The 18,457-nt window shown below is 69.4% G+C and carries 15 protein-coding genes and 1 pseudogene; 9 read left to right on the forward strand and 7 right to left on the reverse strand.

Annotated features, from left to right (window positions below):
• Positions 1–376 precede the first annotated feature (376 nt).
• Complete coding sequence (gene tyrS / locus ACTOWK_RS21755; protein ID WP_441332179.1) at positions 377–1,606, reverse strand: tyrosine--tRNA ligase; 1,230 nt, start codon at positions 1,604–1,606, stop codon at positions 377–379.
• Between the two features lie 192 nt (positions 1,607–1,798).
• Between tyrS and ACTOWK_RS21760 the strand changes: the two genes are divergently transcribed.
• Complete coding sequence (locus ACTOWK_RS21760) at positions 1,799–3,259, forward strand: M23 family metallopeptidase (protein ID WP_441332180.1); 1,461 nt, start codon at positions 1,799–1,801, stop codon at positions 3,257–3,259.
• A gap of 374 nt (positions 3,260–3,633) precedes the next feature.
• On the forward strand, positions 3,634–4,812 hold the full coding sequence (locus ACTOWK_RS21765; RefSeq protein WP_441332181.1) for an anhydro-N-acetylmuramic acid kinase: 1,179 nt from the start codon (positions 3,634–3,636) through the stop codon (positions 4,810–4,812).
• Between the two features lie 27 nt (positions 4,813–4,839).
• Here the strand turns inward: ACTOWK_RS21765 and ACTOWK_RS21770 are convergent, their stop codons facing one another.
• The 3 genes from ACTOWK_RS21770 to ACTOWK_RS21780 form a co-directional block, all read right to left on the reverse strand.
• Positions 4,840–5,169 (reverse strand): hypothetical protein, encoded by a 330-nt coding sequence (locus tag ACTOWK_RS21770; RefSeq protein ID WP_441332182.1) that lies wholly within the window; start codon positions 5,167–5,169, stop codon positions 4,840–4,842.
• Positions 5,170–5,286: 117 nt separating this feature from the next.
• Positions 5,287–6,678, reverse strand: a complete 1,392-nt coding sequence (locus tag ACTOWK_RS21775; protein ID WP_441332183.1) for an AmpG family muropeptide MFS transporter — start codon at positions 6,676–6,678, stop codon at positions 5,287–5,289.
• A complete protein-coding gene (locus ACTOWK_RS21780) occupies positions 6,668–7,441 on the reverse strand; it encodes an exodeoxyribonuclease III (RefSeq protein WP_441332184.1) in 774 nt (257 codons plus the stop codon). Before ACTOWK_RS21780 ends, ACTOWK_RS21775 begins: the two co-directional genes overlap by 11 nt.
• A 55-nt stretch (positions 7,442–7,496) precedes the next feature.
• On the opposite strand from ACTOWK_RS21780, the gene ACTOWK_RS21785 reads away from it, so the two are divergent.
• From ACTOWK_RS21785 to ACTOWK_RS21795, 3 genes are all read left to right on the forward strand, one after another.
• Positions 7,497–8,051 (forward strand): GNAT family N-acetyltransferase, encoded by a 555-nt coding sequence (locus ACTOWK_RS21785; protein WP_441332185.1) that lies wholly within the window; start codon positions 7,497–7,499, stop codon positions 8,049–8,051.
• Positions 8,048–8,710 carry an orotate phosphoribosyltransferase gene (gene pyrE, locus ACTOWK_RS21790; protein WP_441332186.1) on the forward strand — a complete coding sequence of 221 codons (663 nt, stop codon included), beginning with the start codon at positions 8,048–8,050 and terminating at the stop codon, positions 8,708–8,710. The genes ACTOWK_RS21785 and pyrE overlap by 4 nt, the downstream gene beginning before the upstream one ends.
• Positions 8,711–8,854: 144 nt before the next feature.
• Positions 8,855–9,508, forward strand: coding sequence for a hypothetical protein (locus tag ACTOWK_RS21795; protein ID WP_441332187.1), 654 nt, complete (start codon positions 8,855–8,857; stop codon positions 9,506–9,508).
• A gap of 134 nt (positions 9,509–9,642) precedes the next feature.
• Here the strand turns inward: ACTOWK_RS21795 and ACTOWK_RS21800 are convergent, their stop codons facing one another.
• The 3 genes and pseudogenes from ACTOWK_RS21800 to coaBC form a co-directional block, all read right to left on the reverse strand.
• A complete protein-coding gene (locus ACTOWK_RS21800; RefSeq protein WP_441332188.1) occupies positions 9,643–11,958 on the reverse strand; it encodes a phosphomannomutase/phosphoglucomutase in 2,316 nt (771 codons plus the stop codon).
• Between the two features lie 148 nt (positions 11,959–12,106).
• Entirely contained in the window at positions 12,107–12,565 is a 459-nt protein-coding gene (gene dut / locus ACTOWK_RS21805; protein WP_057919374.1) for a dUTP diphosphatase, read from the reverse strand.
• 51 nt (positions 12,566–12,616) lie between these two features.
• Positions 12,617–13,848, reverse strand: a pseudogene (gene coaBC, locus ACTOWK_RS21810) (bifunctional phosphopantothenoylcysteine decarboxylase/phosphopantothenate--cysteine ligase CoaBC).
• Positions 13,849–14,019: 171 nt separating this feature from the next.
• Here coaBC and radC point away from each other — a divergent pair.
• The 4 genes from radC to ACTOWK_RS21830 all read left to right on the forward strand — a co-directional run bounded on the left by radC (position 14,020) and on the right by ACTOWK_RS21830 (position 18,323).
• On the forward strand, positions 14,020–14,694 hold the full coding sequence (gene radC, locus ACTOWK_RS21815) for a RadC family protein (protein ID WP_441332189.1): 675 nt from the start codon (positions 14,020–14,022) through the stop codon (positions 14,692–14,694).
• Positions 14,695–14,901: 207 nt separating this feature from the next.
• Positions 14,902–16,590 (forward strand): arginine--tRNA ligase, encoded by a 1,689-nt coding sequence (argS, locus tag ACTOWK_RS21820; RefSeq protein WP_441332190.1) that lies wholly within the window; start codon positions 14,902–14,904, stop codon positions 16,588–16,590.
• Positions 16,591–17,532, forward strand: a complete 942-nt coding sequence (locus tag ACTOWK_RS21825; RefSeq protein ID WP_441332191.1) for an SPOR domain-containing protein — start codon at positions 16,591–16,593, stop codon at positions 17,530–17,532.
• A gap of 377 nt (positions 17,533–17,909) precedes the next feature.
• The gene (locus ACTOWK_RS21830) at positions 17,910–18,323 is read left to right on the forward strand and encodes a hypothetical protein (protein WP_441332192.1); all 414 of its coding nucleotides are present in this window, start codon (positions 17,910–17,912) and stop codon (positions 18,321–18,323) included.
• Positions 18,324–18,457: the final 134 nt, after the last annotated feature.

An 18,457-nucleotide genomic window follows, 5' to 3' on the forward strand; every position in this document is an offset into this window, starting at 1 on the left:
CGGTCAGCGGGCCGCGCATCTTACAGCAATGTTTCAGACCGTCAACACCTGTCGAAACCGCCGCTTCTGCGCGTCCCCGCCGTGCGATGCATCTGCTCAGCGGGGCCGCGCATTATGCATACATGAACAGGGGTTGGGAAGGGGTTCCGAGAAAAAATGAACAGGGAATTTCGAGGCGGCCGTCAAAAGCCTTATGCGACAGGCTTAACAGGATGGTTTGCGCCCTACGTCGGCCCTCACCCCGGCCCTCTCCCGCAAGCGGGAGAGGGAGCAAGGCACCGCGATCGGGCATTCAATCGTCTTCTGCATCGAACGATCAGGGCACCGGCCGGCATTCACCGGTGCAGCTCTAACCCAATGACTCGCTATATGACGCTCAGGCAGCGACCAGGCGAACTCGGGCGAAATTACGCTTGCCCACGGCGAGCACCCCCTCGAAACCCGGGGCGAACACCTGCTGCGGGTCTTCTATGACGTTGCCGTCGACCTTCACCGCCCGCTCCTTGAGCTTGCGGTTGCCTTCGGCGTTGCTGGGCATCAGCCCGGCGGCGACCAACAAGGCGGCAATGCGCAGCCCCTCGGCCGGCACGCCGACGTCGGTCAGCGGCAAGGAAGCGATATCGCCCTCCCCGCGCACCGCCGCATTCCAGCCCGCCATGGCCTGCTCGGCCGCCTGCGCCCCATGGAAGCGGGCCGCCAGTTCGCGCGCCAGGCGCATCTTGAGGTCGCGCGGGTTGAGCTGGCCGGCGGCGATCTCTTCTTTCAGGCGCGCCGCCTCGGCGATGCCGATCTCGAAGCTCAGCAGGTCGATCCAGCGCCACATCAGCACGTCGTCGATCTTCATCGTCTTGGTGACGATGTCGATCGCCGGCTCGTTGATGCCGATGTAGTTGCCGAGCGACTTGGACATCTTGTTGACGCCGTCCAGGCCCTCGAGCAGTGGCATGGTCAACACGATCTGGGCCGGCTGGCCGTGATGCTCCTGCAGGCCGCGGCCCATCAACAGATTGAATTTCTGGTCGGTGCCGCCGAGCTCGACGTCACACTTCAGGGCCACCGAGTCGTAGCCCTGCACCAGCGGATACAGGAATTCGTGGATCGCGATCGGCTGCTGGGCGGCGTAGCGCTTGGCGAAGTCGTCGCGCTCGAGCATGCGCGCGACCGTGTGCTGGGCGGCGAGCTTGATCATGTCGGCCGAACTCATCTGGCCGAACCATTCGGAATTGAAGCGGACCTCGGTGCGCTCCTTGTCCAGCACCTTGAACACCTGGTCGGCGTAGGTCTGGGCGTTGGCGAGCACGTCTTCGCGGGTCAGCGGCTTGCGGGTGACGTTCTTGCCGGTCGGGTCGCCGATCATTCCGGTGAAGTCGCCGATCAGGAAGATCACCTGATGGCCCAGGTCCTGGAACTGCCGCATCTTGTTGAGCAGGACGGTGTGGCCGATGTGCAGGTCGGGCGCGGTGGGGTCGAAACCGGCCTTGATGCGCAGCGGGCGGCCTCCCGCCTTCATCGATGCGCTAAGGCGGGCTTCGAGCTCCTCGCGCTTGAGGATTTCGTCGGCGCCGCGGGCGATCAGGTCGAGGGCTTCTTGTACGGATGAGGACACGTGGGGACTCGCTCGGCGGCCACGCCCCGGAGTGCGAACGCGGTCACGGATTCAGGTTAATTGGGAGTTAAACGAAACTAGGCCGGCCGGAGATAAAAACCCCATTCAGCTCAAGGGTTTGACGCGTACTACTCGTGTGACTATGGTAACGCCGCTACGCGGCCTTCACACCTCACGCGAGGGATTCATCCAATGACAGTACCCGAGCAGGCTTCCAGTGTGGGCGCGCAACGCCGCGAACGACTGAAAGCCCTGCGTGAAGCCGCATTGCGCCGCCCCGTGCTGGCGCGTCATCTTTCCGATGGATTCAACGGTCGCTGGTCGGGCCGACAGTGGGTGCAGGCCGGTCTGTTCGCGACCCTGGGCATGATGGTCGCGGCCATCGTGCCGGGCTTCAGCCAGTCGACCGCTTCGGTGCGCGTGCACGAGCCGCGCCAATCCCTGGCCCTCGCGCTGCCGCCGCTGCCGATCGCCCGCGTCCGCGGCGAACACGGCGACAGCTGGCAGCTGGTACGGATCAACCGCGGCGAGACCCTGGGTTCGGTGTTCGAGGACCTGGACATCCCGGCCTCGACGATGCACAAGATCCTCGAGCAACCCGGCGCCAAGGAAGCCTTGAAGCGCATGAAGCCCGGGACCGAGCTCGGTTTCGACATGCCGGTCAACGGCAGCCTGCGCACCTTCCGCTACGACCGCGACGACAGTCACCGCATCGAGCTGAGCCTGGCCGGCGACAAGATCACCCAGAAGATCATCACCCGCCCGACCGAGAGCCGCACCGTGGTCCTCAGCGGCAAGGTCGGCAAGTCGCTGTTCCGTTCGGCGCGCAAGGTCGGGCTGACGCCGGCCAACATCAACACGCTGACCGACGACATCTTCAAGTACGACATCGACTTCAACGAAGACGTCGGCGCCGAAGACCGTTTCAGCGTCGTGGTCGAACAGACCTGGCGCGAAGGCGAACTGCTGAGCACCGGTCCGGTGCTCGCGGCGACCTTCACCAGCGAAGGCCGCCTGCACACCGGCTTCCGCTTCGAGCGCGGCGGCAAGGCCGAGTACTTCACCGGCGACGGCCGTCCGCTGAAGAAGAGCTTCATCCGCATGCCGATTCCGTACGCGCGCCTGACCTCGGGCTTCGGTTCGCGCCGTCACCCGGTGCTGGGCCGCATCCGCATGCACACCGGCGTCGATTACGGCGCGGGCACCGGCACGCCGATCATGGCCGCGGGCGATGCGCGGGTGCAGTTCGTGGGCTGGAAGGGCGGCTACGGCCGCGCGGTGATCCTCGACCACGGCCGCGGCTACACCACGCTGTACGGGCATATGTCGAACTTCGGCCGGATCCGGCCGGGCCAGCAAGTCGGCCAGGGCACGGTGATCGGCTACGTCGGCAGCTCCGGCCTGGCGACCGGCCCGCACCTGCACTACGAATTCCGCATCAACGGCGTGCACCGCAATCCCCTGTCGGTGACGATGCCGCCGCCGGAACCGCTGAGCGGCATGGCGCTGGCCCAGTTCCGCACCCAGACCGGCGTCGCCCTGGCGCGCATCCGCCAAGTCGAGAACATCATCTACGCCGATGCCGGCCCGGCACCGACCGCGGCGCCGGCCCCGGCCAAGGCGGGCGCAAAGAAGAAGACGACCAAGGCCTGACCGGGCCGCGGCAAGCGAAAGGCCTCTTCGGAGGCCTTTCTGCTTTTTGGGGGTGGCGTCGCCGGGTGCCATGCGGCGGTTGGACGCGTTACCGTGGGGCGCTGTGGCCGACAGGAAACTTCCGGCCCCTGCGGCCGCTGGCGTCGCTACGCCCGCTTCAGGCCTTAGGAGCCTTCGTCGCGATTGAGAATTCTTCGATCCCGACGGCCGCTGGCGTCGTCAACCCTCACAGGAATCTTCACCATGGTCCCCACTGTTACTGACGTCGCTACGCCTCTTTCAGGCCTTAGGAGCCTTCACCGTGGTTGAGACTTCTTCGGTCCCTGCTGTTACTGACGTCGCTACGCCTGCTTCAGGCCTTAGGAGCCTTCACCGTGGTTGAGACTTCTTCGGTCCCTGCTGTTACTGACGTCGCTACGCCTGCTTCAGGCCTTTATCTTGGACTGATCTCCGGCACCAGTGCCGACGGCATCGACGCGGCGCTGGTGCGCTTCGACGCCGGCGCCGCGCCGACCCGCTGCGAGCTGGTGCTCGGCCGCACCTACCCCTGGCAGGACGCGCTGCGCGAACGCCTGGTCGCGCTCGGCCAGGGAGGCGACGCGCGCTCGCTGGAAGAGCTGGGCACGCTCGACGTGCAGGTCGCCGAGGCCTTCGCCGACGCGGCGCTGAGCCTGATCGGCGAGGCCGGAGTAACCGCTGCGCAGGTCGCCGCGATCGGCTCGCACGGTCAGACCCTGCGCCATCGCCCGACCGGCGCCGCGTTCGACGGCCGCCATCCTTTCACCTGGCAGATCGGCGACGGCGCGGTGATCGCCGAACGCAGCGGCATCGCCACCGTGGTCGACTTCCGCCGCCGCGACGTCGCCGCGGGCGGCCACGGCGCGCCGCTGATGCCGGCCTTCCACGCCGCCCTGCTGCACTCCGACGGTGAAGACCGCGCCGCGCTCAATCTCGGCGGCATCGCCAACTTCACCCTGTTGCCGGCGCGCGGCGACGTGCGCGGTTTCGACACCGGGCCGGCCAACTGCCTGATGGACGCCTGGGCGCTGCGCCACCTGGGCACGCCGTTCGATGCCGACGGCGCCTTCGCCGCGCGCGGCTCGGTCGACCCGGACTTGCTTGCGCGCCTGCTCGACGAGCCCTGGTTCGCCTTGCCGCCGCCGAAGAGCACCGGGCGCGAGCAATTCCACCTGGCCTGGGTCGAGGCGCGCCTGAGCGGCCAGGAGGCGCCACAGGACGTGCAGGCGACCCTGCTCGAACTCAGTGCGATCACCACCGCCGAGGCGCTGCGCGCGCAGCAGCCGAGCACGAAGCGGGTCTTGGCCTGCGGCGGCGGCGTGCGCAATCGCGCCCTGCTCGACCGGATCGCCGCGCACCTGCCCGGGGTCGCGATCGAGTCGACGGTGCCTTACGGTCTGGACCCGGACTTGGTCGAAGCGATGGGCTTCGCCTGGCTGGCGCGGCAGACCTTGAGCGGACTGCCGGGCAACCTGCCCAGCGTCACCGGCGCGCGCGGCCCGCGCGTGCTCGGCACGCTGCATCCGGCTGCCTAGCCCGCAACGCCCGACCCGCCACCGGCCTCAGGCCGAGTCGGTGTTGATGCGGAATTCTTCGAGCAGTTCCAGGCCGCTGAAATCGGGCCCGGTCGGCTTGGGTGCGGCCGGTTCGGCGCGGCCGATCTTGGAGAAACCCGGGTCGCTGGGGATGTGCTCCAAGGCCGCGATCGCTTCCTGCAGCGCCGAGGCGTCGTGGTCGCTGAAACGGCCGACCATTTCGGCCTCGACCGCGAACAAGCCGCTCTCGATCAGGTGCAGCGCAGTGCGCTGCAGGCTCCAGCCGCGCGTCTCCGCGACCCGGCGAATGCGGTCGGCCAGGATAGCGTCCAGGTTGTGCAGGATGATGTCGGCCACAGGCGAGCAAAGTGCCACCGTTGCGGTATCGATAGCAACACGAAGTTGCTGGATTCGCGTTCAGGAACTCGACTGCACCGACGGCCGGCGCTTGCCGGCGGACACGAGGGCGACCGATCAAGCCGTCGGTTGCACCACGGTCGGCGGTTTGCGGACCGCCAACACGATGCACAGCAACAAGGCCGGAATGCCGACCAGGGCGGTGCCGACGAAGAACAGCGAATAGGCTTCCAACAGAGTGCGGTCGATCGCCAGGTGCTCGACCGCGACGCCCGACAAGCCCTTCAGCACCTTGCCGAGCAAGGCGTAGAACGAACTGAGCAGGGCGTACTGGGTGGCGGTGTAGCCCAGGTTGGTCAGGCTGGACATGTAGCCGACCAGGGCCACCCCGGAGTAACCGTTGCAGAAGTTGTCGATGACCATCGCGGCGGTGAACACGCCGGTGTCGCTGCCGTGCAGGGCCAGGTAGGCGAAGGCGAGGTTCGAGCCCGGCCCGAGGATCGCGCCGGCGATCAGGGTCGGGACGAAGCCGAAGCGCACCGCGCTGAGTCCTGCCGCAGCGACGCCGGCGATGGTCGCGACCAGACCGAACGAACCACGCACGGCGCCGACGGTTTCCTTGTCCATGCCGAGGTCGGCGTAGAACGGATTGGCCATCGGCCCGAGCAGGAAGTCCGGCAGCCGGAACAGGCTGATCGTCAGCAGCATCAGCAGCGCCCATTGGCCGTGCTGGCGGAAGAACGCAATGAACGGACCGACCACCGCATCGGCCAGCCCGCGCGGAGTGAACAAGGCCGGGTGCGGCCTGGCCGCGGCGAGCACGCTCGCGGCCGGCTCGCGCGCCATCAGCGTCGCCAGCACGCCCACGCCCATCAACGCGGCCATCGCCTGGTAGGACAGCGCCCAGCCCGCGTGCGCGGCCAGAATCAGGATCAGCGAGTCGGTGACCAACAGGGCCCCGCGATACCCCAGTGTGGAGGTCGAGGTCAGCAGCCCCTGCTGCTCCGGACTGTCCGCGCTTTCGATGCGCCAGGCGTCGACGACGATGTCCTGGGTCGACGATGCGAACGCGACCACCAGGGCCAGCCCGCCGAACACCAGCAACTGATCGAGGACCACGCCGGCCAGGACCAGTTGGCCCTGGCGCGGCTCGACCAGCGCCATGCCGACCAAGGCCGCGGCGGCGACCAGCTGCGACAGCAGCATCCAGCCGCGCCGGCGTCCCAGCCAGCGGCCGACCAGCGGCGCGTCGAGTTTGTCGACCAACGGCGCCCACAGGAACTTCAGCGAATAGGCCAGCCCGACCCAGGACAGGAACCCGATCGTCGACAGCTCGATCGCGTTCTCGCGCATCCAGAAGCCGAGGGTGTTGCCGACCAGGTAGATCGGGATGCCCGAGCTGAACCCGAGCAGCAACATCACCAGCAGCTTGGGTTCGCGCAGGTTGCTCAGTACCTGCCGCCAGCCCGAACGCGCGGGCCGGGCGACCGGGGCGACCTCAGAGGTCATAGTCCACGCTGAAGGGCGCGTGGTCGGAGAAGCGCGGCGCCTTCAGGATCGAGCAGCCGCGCAGGCGGTCGCGCAGGCTCGGGGTGGCGAACTGGTAGTCGATGCGCCAGCCGACGTCGTTGGCGCGCGCGGCGCCGCGGTTGCTCCACCAGGTGTAGTCCTGGCCCTCGGCGTTCAAGCTGCGGTAGGCGTCGACCCAACCGCTTTCGTCCATGCATACGCCGTTGAGCCAGTCGCGCTCGGGCGGCAGGCAGCCGGAATTCTTCTGGTTCGAGGTCCAGTTCTTGATGTCCAGGCGGGTGCGAACGATGTTCCAGTCGCCGCACAGGACGTAGTCGCGGCCGCTCGCCAGCCACTGGTCGAGGATGGGTTTGAGCCACTCCATGACCTCGAACTTGAAGCCCTGGCGCAGCTCGCCGGAGGAACCGGACGGGATGTAGAACGAAACCACGCTGAGGTTGCCGAAGCGCGCCTCGATGTAGCGGCCTTCCTCGTCGAACGGCGCCCAGCCCAGGGCGGTGCGGACCTCGTCGGGCTCGCGCCGGCTGTAGATCGCCACGCCGCTATAGCCCTTCTTGGTGGTGGCGTCGCGGAAATAGGCGCGGTAGCCGTCGGGCAGGAAGGCCGGCCCGACCAGTTGGTGTTCCTGGGCCTTGGTCTCCTGCACGCAGAGCACGTCCGCGTCCTGGGTCTTGAACCAATCGAAGAAGCCCTTGGTCGTGGCCGACCGCAGACCGTTGGCGTTGAAGCTGACGATGCGCATGCGCGCTCCACATCCGAAGTGCGCACGATCATAGCAACGGCCGGGCACGGGTATCATGTCGGCCATGACCGTGGCGACCTCCGTTTTCAGCGATTCCGCGGCCGCCGTGCGCGTACTGCCGGTGACCGAGGCGCTGGCGCCTGCGGTCCGCGCGCTGCAGGTCGCGCCGGAGCAACAGGCCTTCGTCGGCGATACCGCCTTCAACCTGGCCGACACCTGGCGCGACCCGAACAGCGAGGCGATGGCGGTGCTGGCCGGCGACCGCGTGGTCGGCTTCTACCGGCTCGACTTCAGCGTCCAGGCGATCGCCGGGCGCTCGCTCGGCGAGCCCGGCGTGGGCCTGCGCGCCTACATGATCGACCACGCTCAGCAAGGCCGCGGCTACGGCACGCACGCCATCGCCGCCTGCCGCGACGACCTGCGCCAGCGCCATCCGCAGCGCCGCCTGCTTGCGCTGACCGTGAACGTGCGCAACCGCGCGGCGATCTCGGCCTATCTCAAGGCCGGCTTCGTCGACACCGGCGAGCTGTTCCACGGCGGCAACGCCGGCCCGCAGCACTTGATGCTGCTGCGCCTGGTTCCTTCTTCCCCCGACCCGACCCCGCCATGACCGACCATCGCCATCGCTTCCTCCAGCTCGCCGTGAACGCCGACGCCCTGCGCTTCGGCGAGTTCACCCTCAAGTCGGGCCGGGTCAGTCCGTATTTCTTCAATGCCGGCCGCTTCGATTCGGGCGCGGCGCTGGCCGGGCTGGCGAGCTGCTATGCCGATGCGGTCCAGGCCGCGGGCCTGGAGTTCGACCTGTTGTTCGGCCCGGCCTACAAGGGCATCCCGCTGGCGACCGCGCTCGGCTGCGAGTACGCGCGCCGCGGCCGCGACCTGCCGCTGGCCTTCAACCGCAAGGAAGCCAAGGCCCATGGCGAAGGCGGCACGCTGATCGGCGCGCCGCTGGCGGGCCGCAGGGTGCTGATCGTCGACGACGTGATCACCGCCGGCACCGCGATCCGCGAGGCGCTGGGCCTGATCGCCGAGGCCGGAGGCAGCGTCGCCGGCATCGTCATCGCGCTCGACCGCCAGGAAGCCGTGGACCCTGCACAATCCCGACGCTCGGCGGCAGAAACTGTCGCAATCGAACACGCTCTGCCGGTGGTCGCGATCGCCACCCTCGACGACCTCCTCGCCTTCACCGGCGAAAGTGCACAGTTCGCCTCGCAGCGCGAACGCCTGCTGGCCTATCGCAGCGCTTACGGCCGTAGCGCGGAGGCTTGATCGAGCGGCTGCGCCGTTGCAGACCGCAGCGGGCGTCGGCGACGCTCGCACTGTGACCGCAGGCACGAAAGAGGAGACCGAGATGGCCCGACTCTTGCTTGGTTCTTTGCCGATGGGCCGACCGTTCGACGGCACGAGGGCGACATGAACCGACTCCATACCCTGCTGGCCAGCGCGCTGTTGCTGGCGCTGGCTGCGCCGCTGGCCGCCGCCCCGCCCTCCGACGGGCCGGCCAAGAAGCTCTACTGCTGGAACGAAGGCGGCCGCAAGGTCTGCGGCGATGCCCTGCCCGCGCACGCCGTCGACAGCGCGCGCACCGAGATCAGCGCACGCAGCGGCCTGCCCACCGGCCAGGTCGAGCGCGCCCTGACCGCGGAAGAACGCGTGCTCGCCGAACAGGCGGCGCGCGCGGCGCGCAGCGCCGCGATGGCCGAAGAGGCGCGCAAGCGGCGCGACCACGCCATGGCCGAGTCGTACGCGACCGAGCAGGAGCTGCGCGACTCCTTCCAGGAGCGGATCATCCTGCTCGACGAGACCGTCAAGGCCTCGCAGCTCGGCATCGATGGCCGCCGCCAGACCCTGTTGAGCCTGCTGCGCCGCGCCGGCGAAGCCGAACTCGGCACCAAGCCGGTCGGCAAGACCCTGGCCGACAACATCCGCCACCAGCACGAAGAGCTGATGCACCAGCAGGACATGCTCAAGCAGCAATTGGCCGAGCGCAGCGTGGCCGACGACGACCTTGCCGCCGCGCTGGAGCGCTATCACGCCATGAAGGCGCGCCGGCCCAACCAGGGCTGAGGCCGCGCCACCACAGGCGGCCGCGTCGAGCGGCCGCAGCAAGCAACTTCAGTAACGAAAACGCCGCGGCAAGCCGCGGCGTTTTCGTGTGCGCTGTCGGCACGATGCCGGCCGGGCCGGCATCGCCCCGCCGCTTAGAACGGCAGCTTCAGGTCCGGCTTCAGCGCCAGCAGCTGGGTGCGGAAGGCTTCCTGGATCCGCACCAGCGCCTCGTGGGTGTCGGCGTCGAAGCGCATGACCAGGATCGGCGTGGTGTTGGATGCGCGCACCAGGCCCCAGCCGTCGGCGAAGTCCACGCGCAGGCCGTCGATGGTCGACAGGCGCGCGCCTTCGAACGAGGCCTCGGCGACGAAACGCTCGACGAAGCTGTGCGGGTCGCCATTGGGCGCGTCGACCTTGATCTCGGCGGTGGCGACGCCGTTGGGCAGGGCGTTGAGGGTATCGCTCGGGCTCTGCGGCTGCGCCGACAGGATCTCAAGCAGGCGCGCCGCCGAGTAGATGCCGTCGTCGAAACCGTACCAGCGCTCCTTGAAGAAGAAGTGGCCGCTCATCTCGCCGGCCAGCTCGGCGTCGGTCTCGCGCATCTTGGCCTTGATCAGCGAATGGCCGGTCTTCCACATCAGCGGGCTGCCGCCGTGGCGCAGGATGTGGCCCGGCAAGCGGCCGGTGCACTTGACGTCGTAGATGATCATCGCGCCCGGGTTGCGCTCGAGCACGTCGGCCGCGAACAGCATCAGCAGACGGTCCGGGAAGATGTTCTGGCCGTCGCGGGTGACCACGCCGAGGCGGTCGCCGTCGCCGTCGAAGGCGATGCCGAGATCGGCGTTGAGGCGGCCGACCATCTTGATCAGGTCGATCAGGTTGTGCGGCTCGCTCGGGTCCGGATGGTGGTTCGGGAACTCGCCGTCGATCTCGCAATACAACGGCGTGACCTCGGCGCCGATCGCGGCGAGCACGCGCGGACCGACGTCGCCGGCGACGCCGTTGCCGGCATCGACGACCACCTTGAGCGGACGGTCGATCTGGATGTCCGAGGCGATGCGCTGGACGTAGTCCTCGGAGATGTCGCGCTGCGACAGCGTGCCGGGCTCGGCCGCGGTGTGCAGGCGGCCGCCGACGATGCGCTGGTACAGGTCGGTGATCGCCGTGCCCGACAACGTTTCGCCGCCGACCACGATCTTGAAGCCGTTGTAGTCCGGCGGGTTATGGCTGCCGGTGACCGAGACGCAGGAACCGGCGCGCAGGTGATAGGCGCCGAAATAGACCAGCGGGGTCGGCGCCAGGCCGATGTCGATGACGTTGCGGCCGGCCTTGCGCAGACCCGCGATCAAGCCCTCGATCATCGCCGGGCCGGACAGGCGGCCGTCGCGGCCGACCACGATCTCGGTCAGGCCCTGGTCGTGCATCACCGAACCGACCGCGTGGCCGATCATCTGGGCGACGCCGGGGTCGAGGGTCTGGCCGATCACGCCGCGGATGTCGTAGGCGCGGAAGATTCCGCCGTCGATGGCCACGGCCTTGGGCGCGGCAGAATTCTGGCTTTCGATCACGTTGGCATCGGTCGCTTCGAGTGGAGAGACCGACATGGTCTCAGCCAAAGTCTGAACCGGGCCTTCGTCCTCGACCGGTACCGTGCGATACGCGCGTTGACGCAGGCGCATCAGCACGAACGCGAGCAGGCCGAACAGCACCGCCGCGATGAAGCAGCTCAAGGCGCCGAGGCCCAGCGGGCCGCCCGGAACATCCGGCACGGCCGCAGCCAGACGCAGGTCGCTGCCCGGGATCTTGGCCGCCATCGCCTCGGCGCCGTTGCCGAGCGAGGTGTCGCCGCGTTCGATCACGCTGAAGCCGCCCTGGCGCAGAGCCAGGTAGCTGCTGCCGTCGACGTCGGCCTTTTCGATGCCGTCGCTGATGCGCTGCAAGGGCAGTTGCAGGTAAGCCACTCCGACCAATTGCTCGCCGGCGCGCGCCGGCGCGGCCAGCGCCAGCACCGGCTTGCCGCCGTCGCGCACGATCGCCGCGGTCGGTTTGTCGGCGACGATCGCCGCTTCCAGCGCCGCGAGCCGGCCGTAGCCGCTCTTCGGCAGCTGCGCGTAGTCGCCGGCCAGGTCGGGCGGCAGGACCACGCCGGCCTTCGCACCCGGCCAGCTCTGGGTCAGCAGGGTCGCGGCGCGCGCCAGGTCGCCGGCCTGCAGCGCGGCCTGCATTTCCGGCGCGGCCATGCGTTCGCGCAGGCGCTTGTGCTCGATGCCGAGGGCGTCGTGGGCGGCGCTGACCGCCTTGTCGCGGGCACCGGTCAGATCGGCCCGGCGCGAGGCGTCCCGGTGCTGCTGGACGCCGCTCCAGCCGAACCACAGGGTCAGCAGCAGACATACGAACGCCGTCGGCAGCAATACGGGCTTGATTTGCGCCAGCGACAGCTGCGGCTTTTCCATCTTCACATCGACCATTGCCAGAACCTTTCCCCTGTCTGTGCCTTGCGCGGGCGATACCCCAGTCTGCACCGGGGCCGCGGATCATTCCGTCGACTGCGCCTCGTGACGCGAATCGCTCCCGTGGTTGTCTAGCACGATGTGTGCCATGGCACCCGGACGACGCTCAACGCACCCCGGTATGGCCGAACCCGCCGCCCCCGCGCGCGCTGCTTTCGAACTCCTCGACCACCTGCAGGCTGGCCCGCACGATCGGCAAGACCACCAGTTGGGCGATCCGATCCCCCGGCTGCATCGTAAAAGTCTCGCGGCCCCGGTTCCATACGCTGATCAGCAGCGGGCCCTGGTAGTCGGCGTCGATCAGGCCGGTGCCGTTGCCGAGCACGATGCCGTTTTTATGGCCCAGCCCGGACCGCGGCAGGATCACCGCGCACAGGGTCGGGTCGCCGAGATGGATGGCCAGGCCCGACGGCACCAGCGCGGTGTCGCCCGGGTGCAGGACCAGCGGCTCGTCCAGCGCGGCGCGCAGGTCCAGGCCGGCGCTGGCCGGGGTCGCATAGCTCGGCAACGGCCATTCATGGCCATGCCGCGCATCGAGGATCTTGAGTTCCAGCGTGTGGTTCATCGGTGGGGGGGTCCAGACAGAAGGAGGGCGCCGCCGCGCGGCGCGCGCGGCTCAGGCCGGCCAGCGCGCGAGGATCAGGTCGAGCAGTTCGTCGGCGAGCTGGGTCTTCGGCGCCGGGCCCAGGGCGCGGGCGCCGTCGCGCCAGTACACGGTCAGCGCGTTGTCGTCGCTTTCGAAACCGCTGCCGGCCACGCCGACCCGATTGGCCGCAATCAGGTCGACCCGCTTCTTTTCCAGTTTGCCGCGGGCGTAGAACTCGACATCGTGGGTCTCGGCGGCGAAGCCGACCACCAGGGTCGGGCGCTGCGGGTGCGCGGCGACCTCGGCCAGGATGTCGGGGGTGCGCACCAGCTCCAGGGTGAGCTGCTCGTCTTTCTTCTTGATCTTGCCGGGCGCAACCTGCGCCGGCGCGTAGTCGGCCACGGCGGCGGCGCCGACATAGGCGTCGGCCGGCAACGCGCCGATCACCGCCTCGCGCATCTGCCGGGCCGAACGCACGTCGATCCGCTCGACCCCGGCCGGGGTCGCCAGGGCGACCGGGCCGGCGACCAGCACCACCTGGGCGCCGCGCCGCGCCGCGGCTTCGGCGATCGCGAAGCCCATCTTGCCGCTGCTGCGGTTGCCGATAAAGCGGACCGGGTCGATGTCTTCGAAGGTCGGGCCGGCGCTGACCACCAGGCGCCGACCGGCGAGGCTGACGCCGCTCATGCGCCGGCTCCGGAGAAGGCGGCCCCGGCGAGGGCGGCGACCAGCTCGTGGGATTCGAGCAGACGGCCCGGGCCGGATTCGGGTTCGGCCATGCGGCCCTCGCCCGGGCCGAAGAACGCCACGCCGCGCCCACGCAGGGTCGCCACATTGGCCTGGGTGGCTGGATGGCCCCACATGCGGTGGTTCATCGCCGGGGCGATCGCGACCGGCGCTTCCGAGGCCAGGCACAGGGTGCTGATGAGGTCGTCGGCGAAGCCGTGGGCGAGCTTGGCGATCATGTCGGCGGTGGCCGGCGCGATCAGGATCCGCTGCGCCCAACGCGCCAGTTCGATATGCCCCATCGCCAGCTCGGCCGCCTCGTCCCACAGCGAGCTGCGGACCGGATGGCCGGACAGGGCCTGGAAGGTCGCGGCGCCCACGAAGCGGGTGGCGTTTTCGGTCATGGCCACGCGCACCTGGGCGCCGGCGTCCTGCAGGCGCCGCACCAGGTCGGCCGCCTTGTAGGCGGCGATGCCGCCGCAGACGCAAAGCAGGATGCGCTGGTCGTGCAGCGGCAGGGAGTTGTCTTGCGCCATGGGCGGGCCGGAGCTCGTTCGGTTCTCGATGCAGGTTCGGAGACGATGAGTGATGCGGCCGCGACGAGCGTCGCGTCGGCGAATCCCTACACCCTCTCGGCGGTCTAGCTTACCCGATGCCCCGCACGCCCCCGATGCCGCCCCTGGCCCGGTGCCGCGCAGGATGCGGCCATGAGAATCCACGAATGGCCGAGCGCGGAACGCCCGCGCGAAAAATTGCTCGCTCACGGCAGCGGCTCGCTGTCGGACGCCGAGCTGTTGGCGATCTTCCTGGGCTCGGGCCTGCGCGGCCAGGACGCGGTCGGCACCGCGCGCGCGCTGCTGACCGAGCACGGCCCCTTGCGCGACCTGCTCGACCAGCCGCCGGCCAGGCTGGTGGGCATGCGCGGCATCGGCACGGCCCGCGCCTGCGCCCTCAAGGCCGCGCTGGAACTGGCCACCCGCTGCCTGCGCGCCGAGCTCGATCGCGGCACCGCCCTGACCGACCCGGAATCGGCCGGGCGCTACTTCGCCCAGCGCCTGCGCGGTCTGCAGCACGAGGTGTTCGCGGTCATGTTCCTGGACGCCCGCCACCGCGTGATCGGCTTCGAGGAAATGTTCCAGGGCACCATCAACGGCGCCGAGGTGCACCCGCGCGAGGTGGTCCGGCGCGCCCTGCAGCGCAACGCCGCGGCGGTGATCGTCGGCCACAACCACCCCAGCGGCAACGCCGAGCCCAGCCAGGACGACCGCGCGGTCACCGCCCGCCTGAAGCAGGCCCTGTCCCTGGTCGAGATCCGCCTGCTCGACCATTTCGTGGTCGGCGACGGCCTGCCGATGTCGATGGCCGCGCGCGGCTGGGTCTGAGCGCCGGGCCAGACCGCGGCTGGGCCGGCCGCAGGCCGGCGCCGCACTCACGGCGCCTGGACGCGCCGCACCGGAACATCCGCGCCCGACGAGATCAGCGCCCAATGAAAATCCGCGCCCGATCCAGCCGTCGATCGCCCGCGCAAGCCCGTTCGATACGGGTAAAATGTGCGGTTCCGTAATGCCCTGCGAATCGCAAAGTCCCCTGTGAAAGCCACCCTATATGCGCTCGTCGCGCAGGCCATCGATGCATTGCGCGCAGCCGGCACCGTGCCGGCCAACCTGTCCACGCCCGATTTCGTCATCGAGCGCCCCAAGAGCCGCGCCCAGGGCGACTTCTCGACCAACGCCGCGATGCTGCTGGCCAAGCCGGCGCGCAGCAATCCGCGCGAGATCGCGCAGAAGCTGATCGACGCCCTGCCCGCCAGCGCCGACCTCGGCCGGGTCGAGATCGCCGGCCCGGGCTTCATCAACTTCCACGTCGACGAAGCGGCCTGGCGCCGCCAGCTCGGCGAGGCGCTCGCGCAGGGCGCGCAGTACGGCCGCAACGCCAGCGGCGCCGGCCACCGCGCCGGGGTCGAATACGTCTCCGCCAACCCGACCGGCCCGCTGCACGTCGGCCACGGCCGCGCCGCGGTCATCGGCGACTGCATCGCGCGCGTGCTCGACGCCAACGGCTGGAACGTCGCGCGCGAGTTCTACTACAACGACGCCGGCGTACAGATCAACAACCTGGCGATCTCGGTGCAGGCGCGCGCGCAGGGCCGCACGCCCGACGATGCCGGCTGGCCCGAGGACGGCTATCGCGGCGACTACATCGCCGACGTCGCCCGCGCCTACCTCGACGGCGCCACGGTCGAAGTCGACGGCCACCGCATCACCGGCGCCGGCGACGTCGACGATCTCGACGCGATCCGCCGTTTCGCCGTGGCCTATCTGCGCCGCGAGCAGAACGCCGACCTCGCCGCCTATGGCGTGGGCTTCGACGTGTACTTCCTCGAAAGCTCGCTGTACGAGCAGCAGAAGGTCGAGGAAACCGTGCGCGAATTGATCGCCCACGGCCACACCTACGAAGAAGGCGGCGCCTTGTGGCTGCGGTCGACCGATTTCGGCGACGACAAGGACCGCGTGATGCGCAAGTCCGACGGCAGCTACACCTATTTCGTGCCCGACGTCGCCTATCACCTCAGCAAGTGGCAGCGCGGCTACGAGCGCGCGATCACCGAACTCGGCGCCGATCACCACGGCTCGCTGGCGCGCGTGCGCGCCGGCCTGCAGGCGCTCGACCAGGGCATCCCGCAGGGCTGGCCCGAGTACGTGCTGCACCAGATGGTCACGGTCATGCGCGGCGGCGAGGAAGTGAAGCTCGGCAAGCGCGCTGGTGGCTACCTGACCCTGCGCGACCTGATCGACGAGGTCGGCCGCGACGCGGTGCGCTGGTTCCTGATCGCGCGCAAGGCCGATTCGCAGCTGACCTTCGATGTCGACCTGGCGCGTTCGCAGTCGATGGACAACCCGGTCTACTACGTGCAGGTCTCGCATGCGCGCATGTGCGGCCTGATGCGCCAGCTCGCCGAGCGCGGCCTGTCCTACGACGCCGCGCACGGCCTGGCCCAGCCGCTGGACCTGAACGACGCCGCCGCGCACGAGCTGATCGTGACCCTGCTGCGTTATCCGGACGTGGTCGCGGTCGCCGGCCGCGACCTGGAGCCGCACCAGATCGCCGGTTATCTGCTCGAGTTGGCGCAGACCTTCCAGACGTATTACAACGACCACCAGTTCCTGGTCGACGACGACGCCCAGCGCCATGCGCGCCTGGTGCTGGCCGCGGCGACGCGCCAGGTGCTCGCGAACGGTCTCGAACTGCTTGGGGTGAACGCCCCGGAGGTGATGTAAGTGGCAGCACGACGCGGAAAATCTCAGGCCAAGCGCAACCAGGGCAACGACAGCCTGCCGGGCTGGGCCTGGGGCGTGATCGGGCTGCTGCTGGGAGTCGTGTTGATCCTGGTCGCGCCCAAGTACTTCAAGTCCGACGGCGACGGCTTCTTCCGTCCGCAGCCGAACCCGGACGCCCAGCCGGCCGCGGTCACCGCCGACGAAGAGCCGGTCGCGCCGGAAGACAGCAGCGCGACGGCCAAGCCGGCTCGTAATACCGATGCGGCCGACGCCCAGGCCGGCAAAGACGGCAAGGCCGACAAGGACGGTACCGACTACGACTTCTACACCCTGCTGCCGGGCAAGGAAGTCGAGATGAGCGATGCCGAGCTCGCCGCGACCGAAGCCGCCGAGGAACAGCGCCGCGCCGCCCAGCAACGCAGGAACGCGCAGACCGCCGCGAGCCAGCCGCAGCCGGTGCAGGCCGCGACCGCGGTGCAGACTGCGCCGCCGACCCGGGCCCCGGCCGCCGCCTCGGCCGCCACCGCGACTACCGTCAGCCTGCCCAAGCCGGTCGACACCATCGCGGTCGAACCGACCCGTCCCGCCGCACCGCCGGTCCAGGTCGCCAGCGCGACCCCGCCGCCGGCCACTTCGGTCGCGCCGAAACCGCCGGCCGTCGCCGCGACCCAGGGCAACCTCGCCAAGCCGGCCGCCGCGGTCAGCGACAACACCCGCTACCTGCTCCAGGCCGGCGCCTTCCAGGCCTCCGGCCAGGCCGAGGAAATGAAGGCCAAGATCGCGATGCTCGGCCTCGGCGCGCGCGTCGAATCGGCGCAGATCAGCGGCAAGACCGTATACCGCGTGCGCATGGGCCCTTACGGCACCGCCGGCGACCTGGCCGACGCCAAGCGCAAGCTCGCCGACGGCGGCCTGCCCGGCATGGCGATCAAGGTGCAGTAAGCCTGCGCCGTTGCGGCGGCGATAGGCGCAAAGCGAAGGCCTGGCCGCGAGCCCGGCCTCTAATTGGCGGCGATCCGCAGGCACGACAGCGATCCCGCACTCGCGCAGTTCCGGCCTGCAACGCCGCGTCGCTTTCCACTGGCCGCCCGCACCCGTACGCCGCTGCGTCCGGCCGCCGGAGATTCGCCCAGCCCGGCATTCGCCGTATGCGCGAACCGCGGGCGCGAACCGTCGGCAAAAACTGCCGCGCTGCGTCACCGCGCGTCGGCGCAGTGCCACCTTCCGGCAGCGCGCCCGGCCACAGCGCGACGCCGGTCACCCTGCCTCGCACGAGCGTCGAAGTAGACTGCGCCCGCTACGTAGTCGTTGGGGATCGGATGGACAAGCGCATTCTTCTGGGCTGCCTGAGTGCGGCAGGCGTGCTGTTGTTGTTCGGCATTTTCATCAAGTTCCTCGGCCTGGACGCGCGCCAGACGATCGAGACCGGCGCCGGCGCGATTCCGCTGCTCGACGTGTTCTGGGCCTTGATCGCCATGGGCGTCGGCGGCGCGATCGCGCGCCACCCGCATTTCCGCTGGATCGCTCTGCTGCTGATGGTGGCGATGTGGGTGCTGACCCTGTGGACCATCGTTTCGATGGCCCTGCCGGACAGCCCGCTGCCGATGCGTTCGCTGGCCGGCGCGCTGCGCTACAACGCCGTCGCCATCGTCCTGTCCGTCGTCGCCGCCTTCGCCGGCGCCATCCTCGGCGAGCGCTTCGCGCAACGACGCGACCGGCCGGCTACGCGCTGAACGGTATCTCCGTTCAGCGCTCGTGCCGCGCGCTGCCCGAGTAGGAGCGGCGCCCCACAGGGATTTCCTTCGGTCACAAGCCGCGAACGCGCACCGCCAGTCGCGACGCAACGGCAGCAAACCGATCCGCCACA

It is taken from the genome of Lysobacter sp. CA196, from assembly GCF_052078695.1.
Lineage (GTDB): Bacteria > Pseudomonadota > Gammaproteobacteria > Xanthomonadales > Xanthomonadaceae > Lysobacter.

Coding starts and splice junctions, on each gene's coding strand:
- ACTOWK_RS21785 (WP_441332185.1), top strand. CDS start 7,497: ATGTCGGCCATGACCGTGGCGACCTCCGTTTTCAGCGATTCCGCGGCC.
- ACTOWK_RS21760 (WP_441332180.1), top strand. CDS start 1,799: ATGACAGTACCCGAGCAGGCTTCCAGTGTGGGCGCGCAACGCCGCGAA.
- pyrE (WP_441332186.1), top strand. CDS start 8,048: ATGACCGACCATCGCCATCGCTTCCTCCAGCTCGCCGTGAACGCCGAC.
- ACTOWK_RS21830 (WP_441332192.1), top strand. CDS start 17,910: ATGGACAAGCGCATTCTTCTGGGCTGCCTGAGTGCGGCAGGCGTGCTG.
- radC (WP_441332189.1), top strand. CDS start 14,020: ATGAGAATCCACGAATGGCCGAGCGCGGAACGCCCGCGCGAAAAATTG.
- ACTOWK_RS21775 (WP_441332183.1), bottom strand. CDS start 6,678: ATGACCTCTGAGGTCGCCCCGGTCGCCCGGCCCGCGCGTTCGGGCTGG.
- dut (WP_057919374.1), bottom strand. CDS start 12,565: ATGAACCACACGCTGGAACTCAAGATCCTCGATGCGCGGCATGGCCAT.
- ACTOWK_RS21780 (WP_441332184.1), bottom strand. CDS start 7,441: ATGCGCATCGTCAGCTTCAACGCCAACGGTCTGCGGTCGGCCACGACC.
- ACTOWK_RS21795 (WP_441332187.1), top strand. CDS start 8,855: ATGAACCGACTCCATACCCTGCTGGCCAGCGCGCTGTTGCTGGCGCTG.
- ACTOWK_RS21800 (WP_441332188.1), bottom strand. CDS start 11,958: ATGGTCGATGTGAAGATGGAAAAGCCGCAGCTGTCGCTGGCGCAAATC.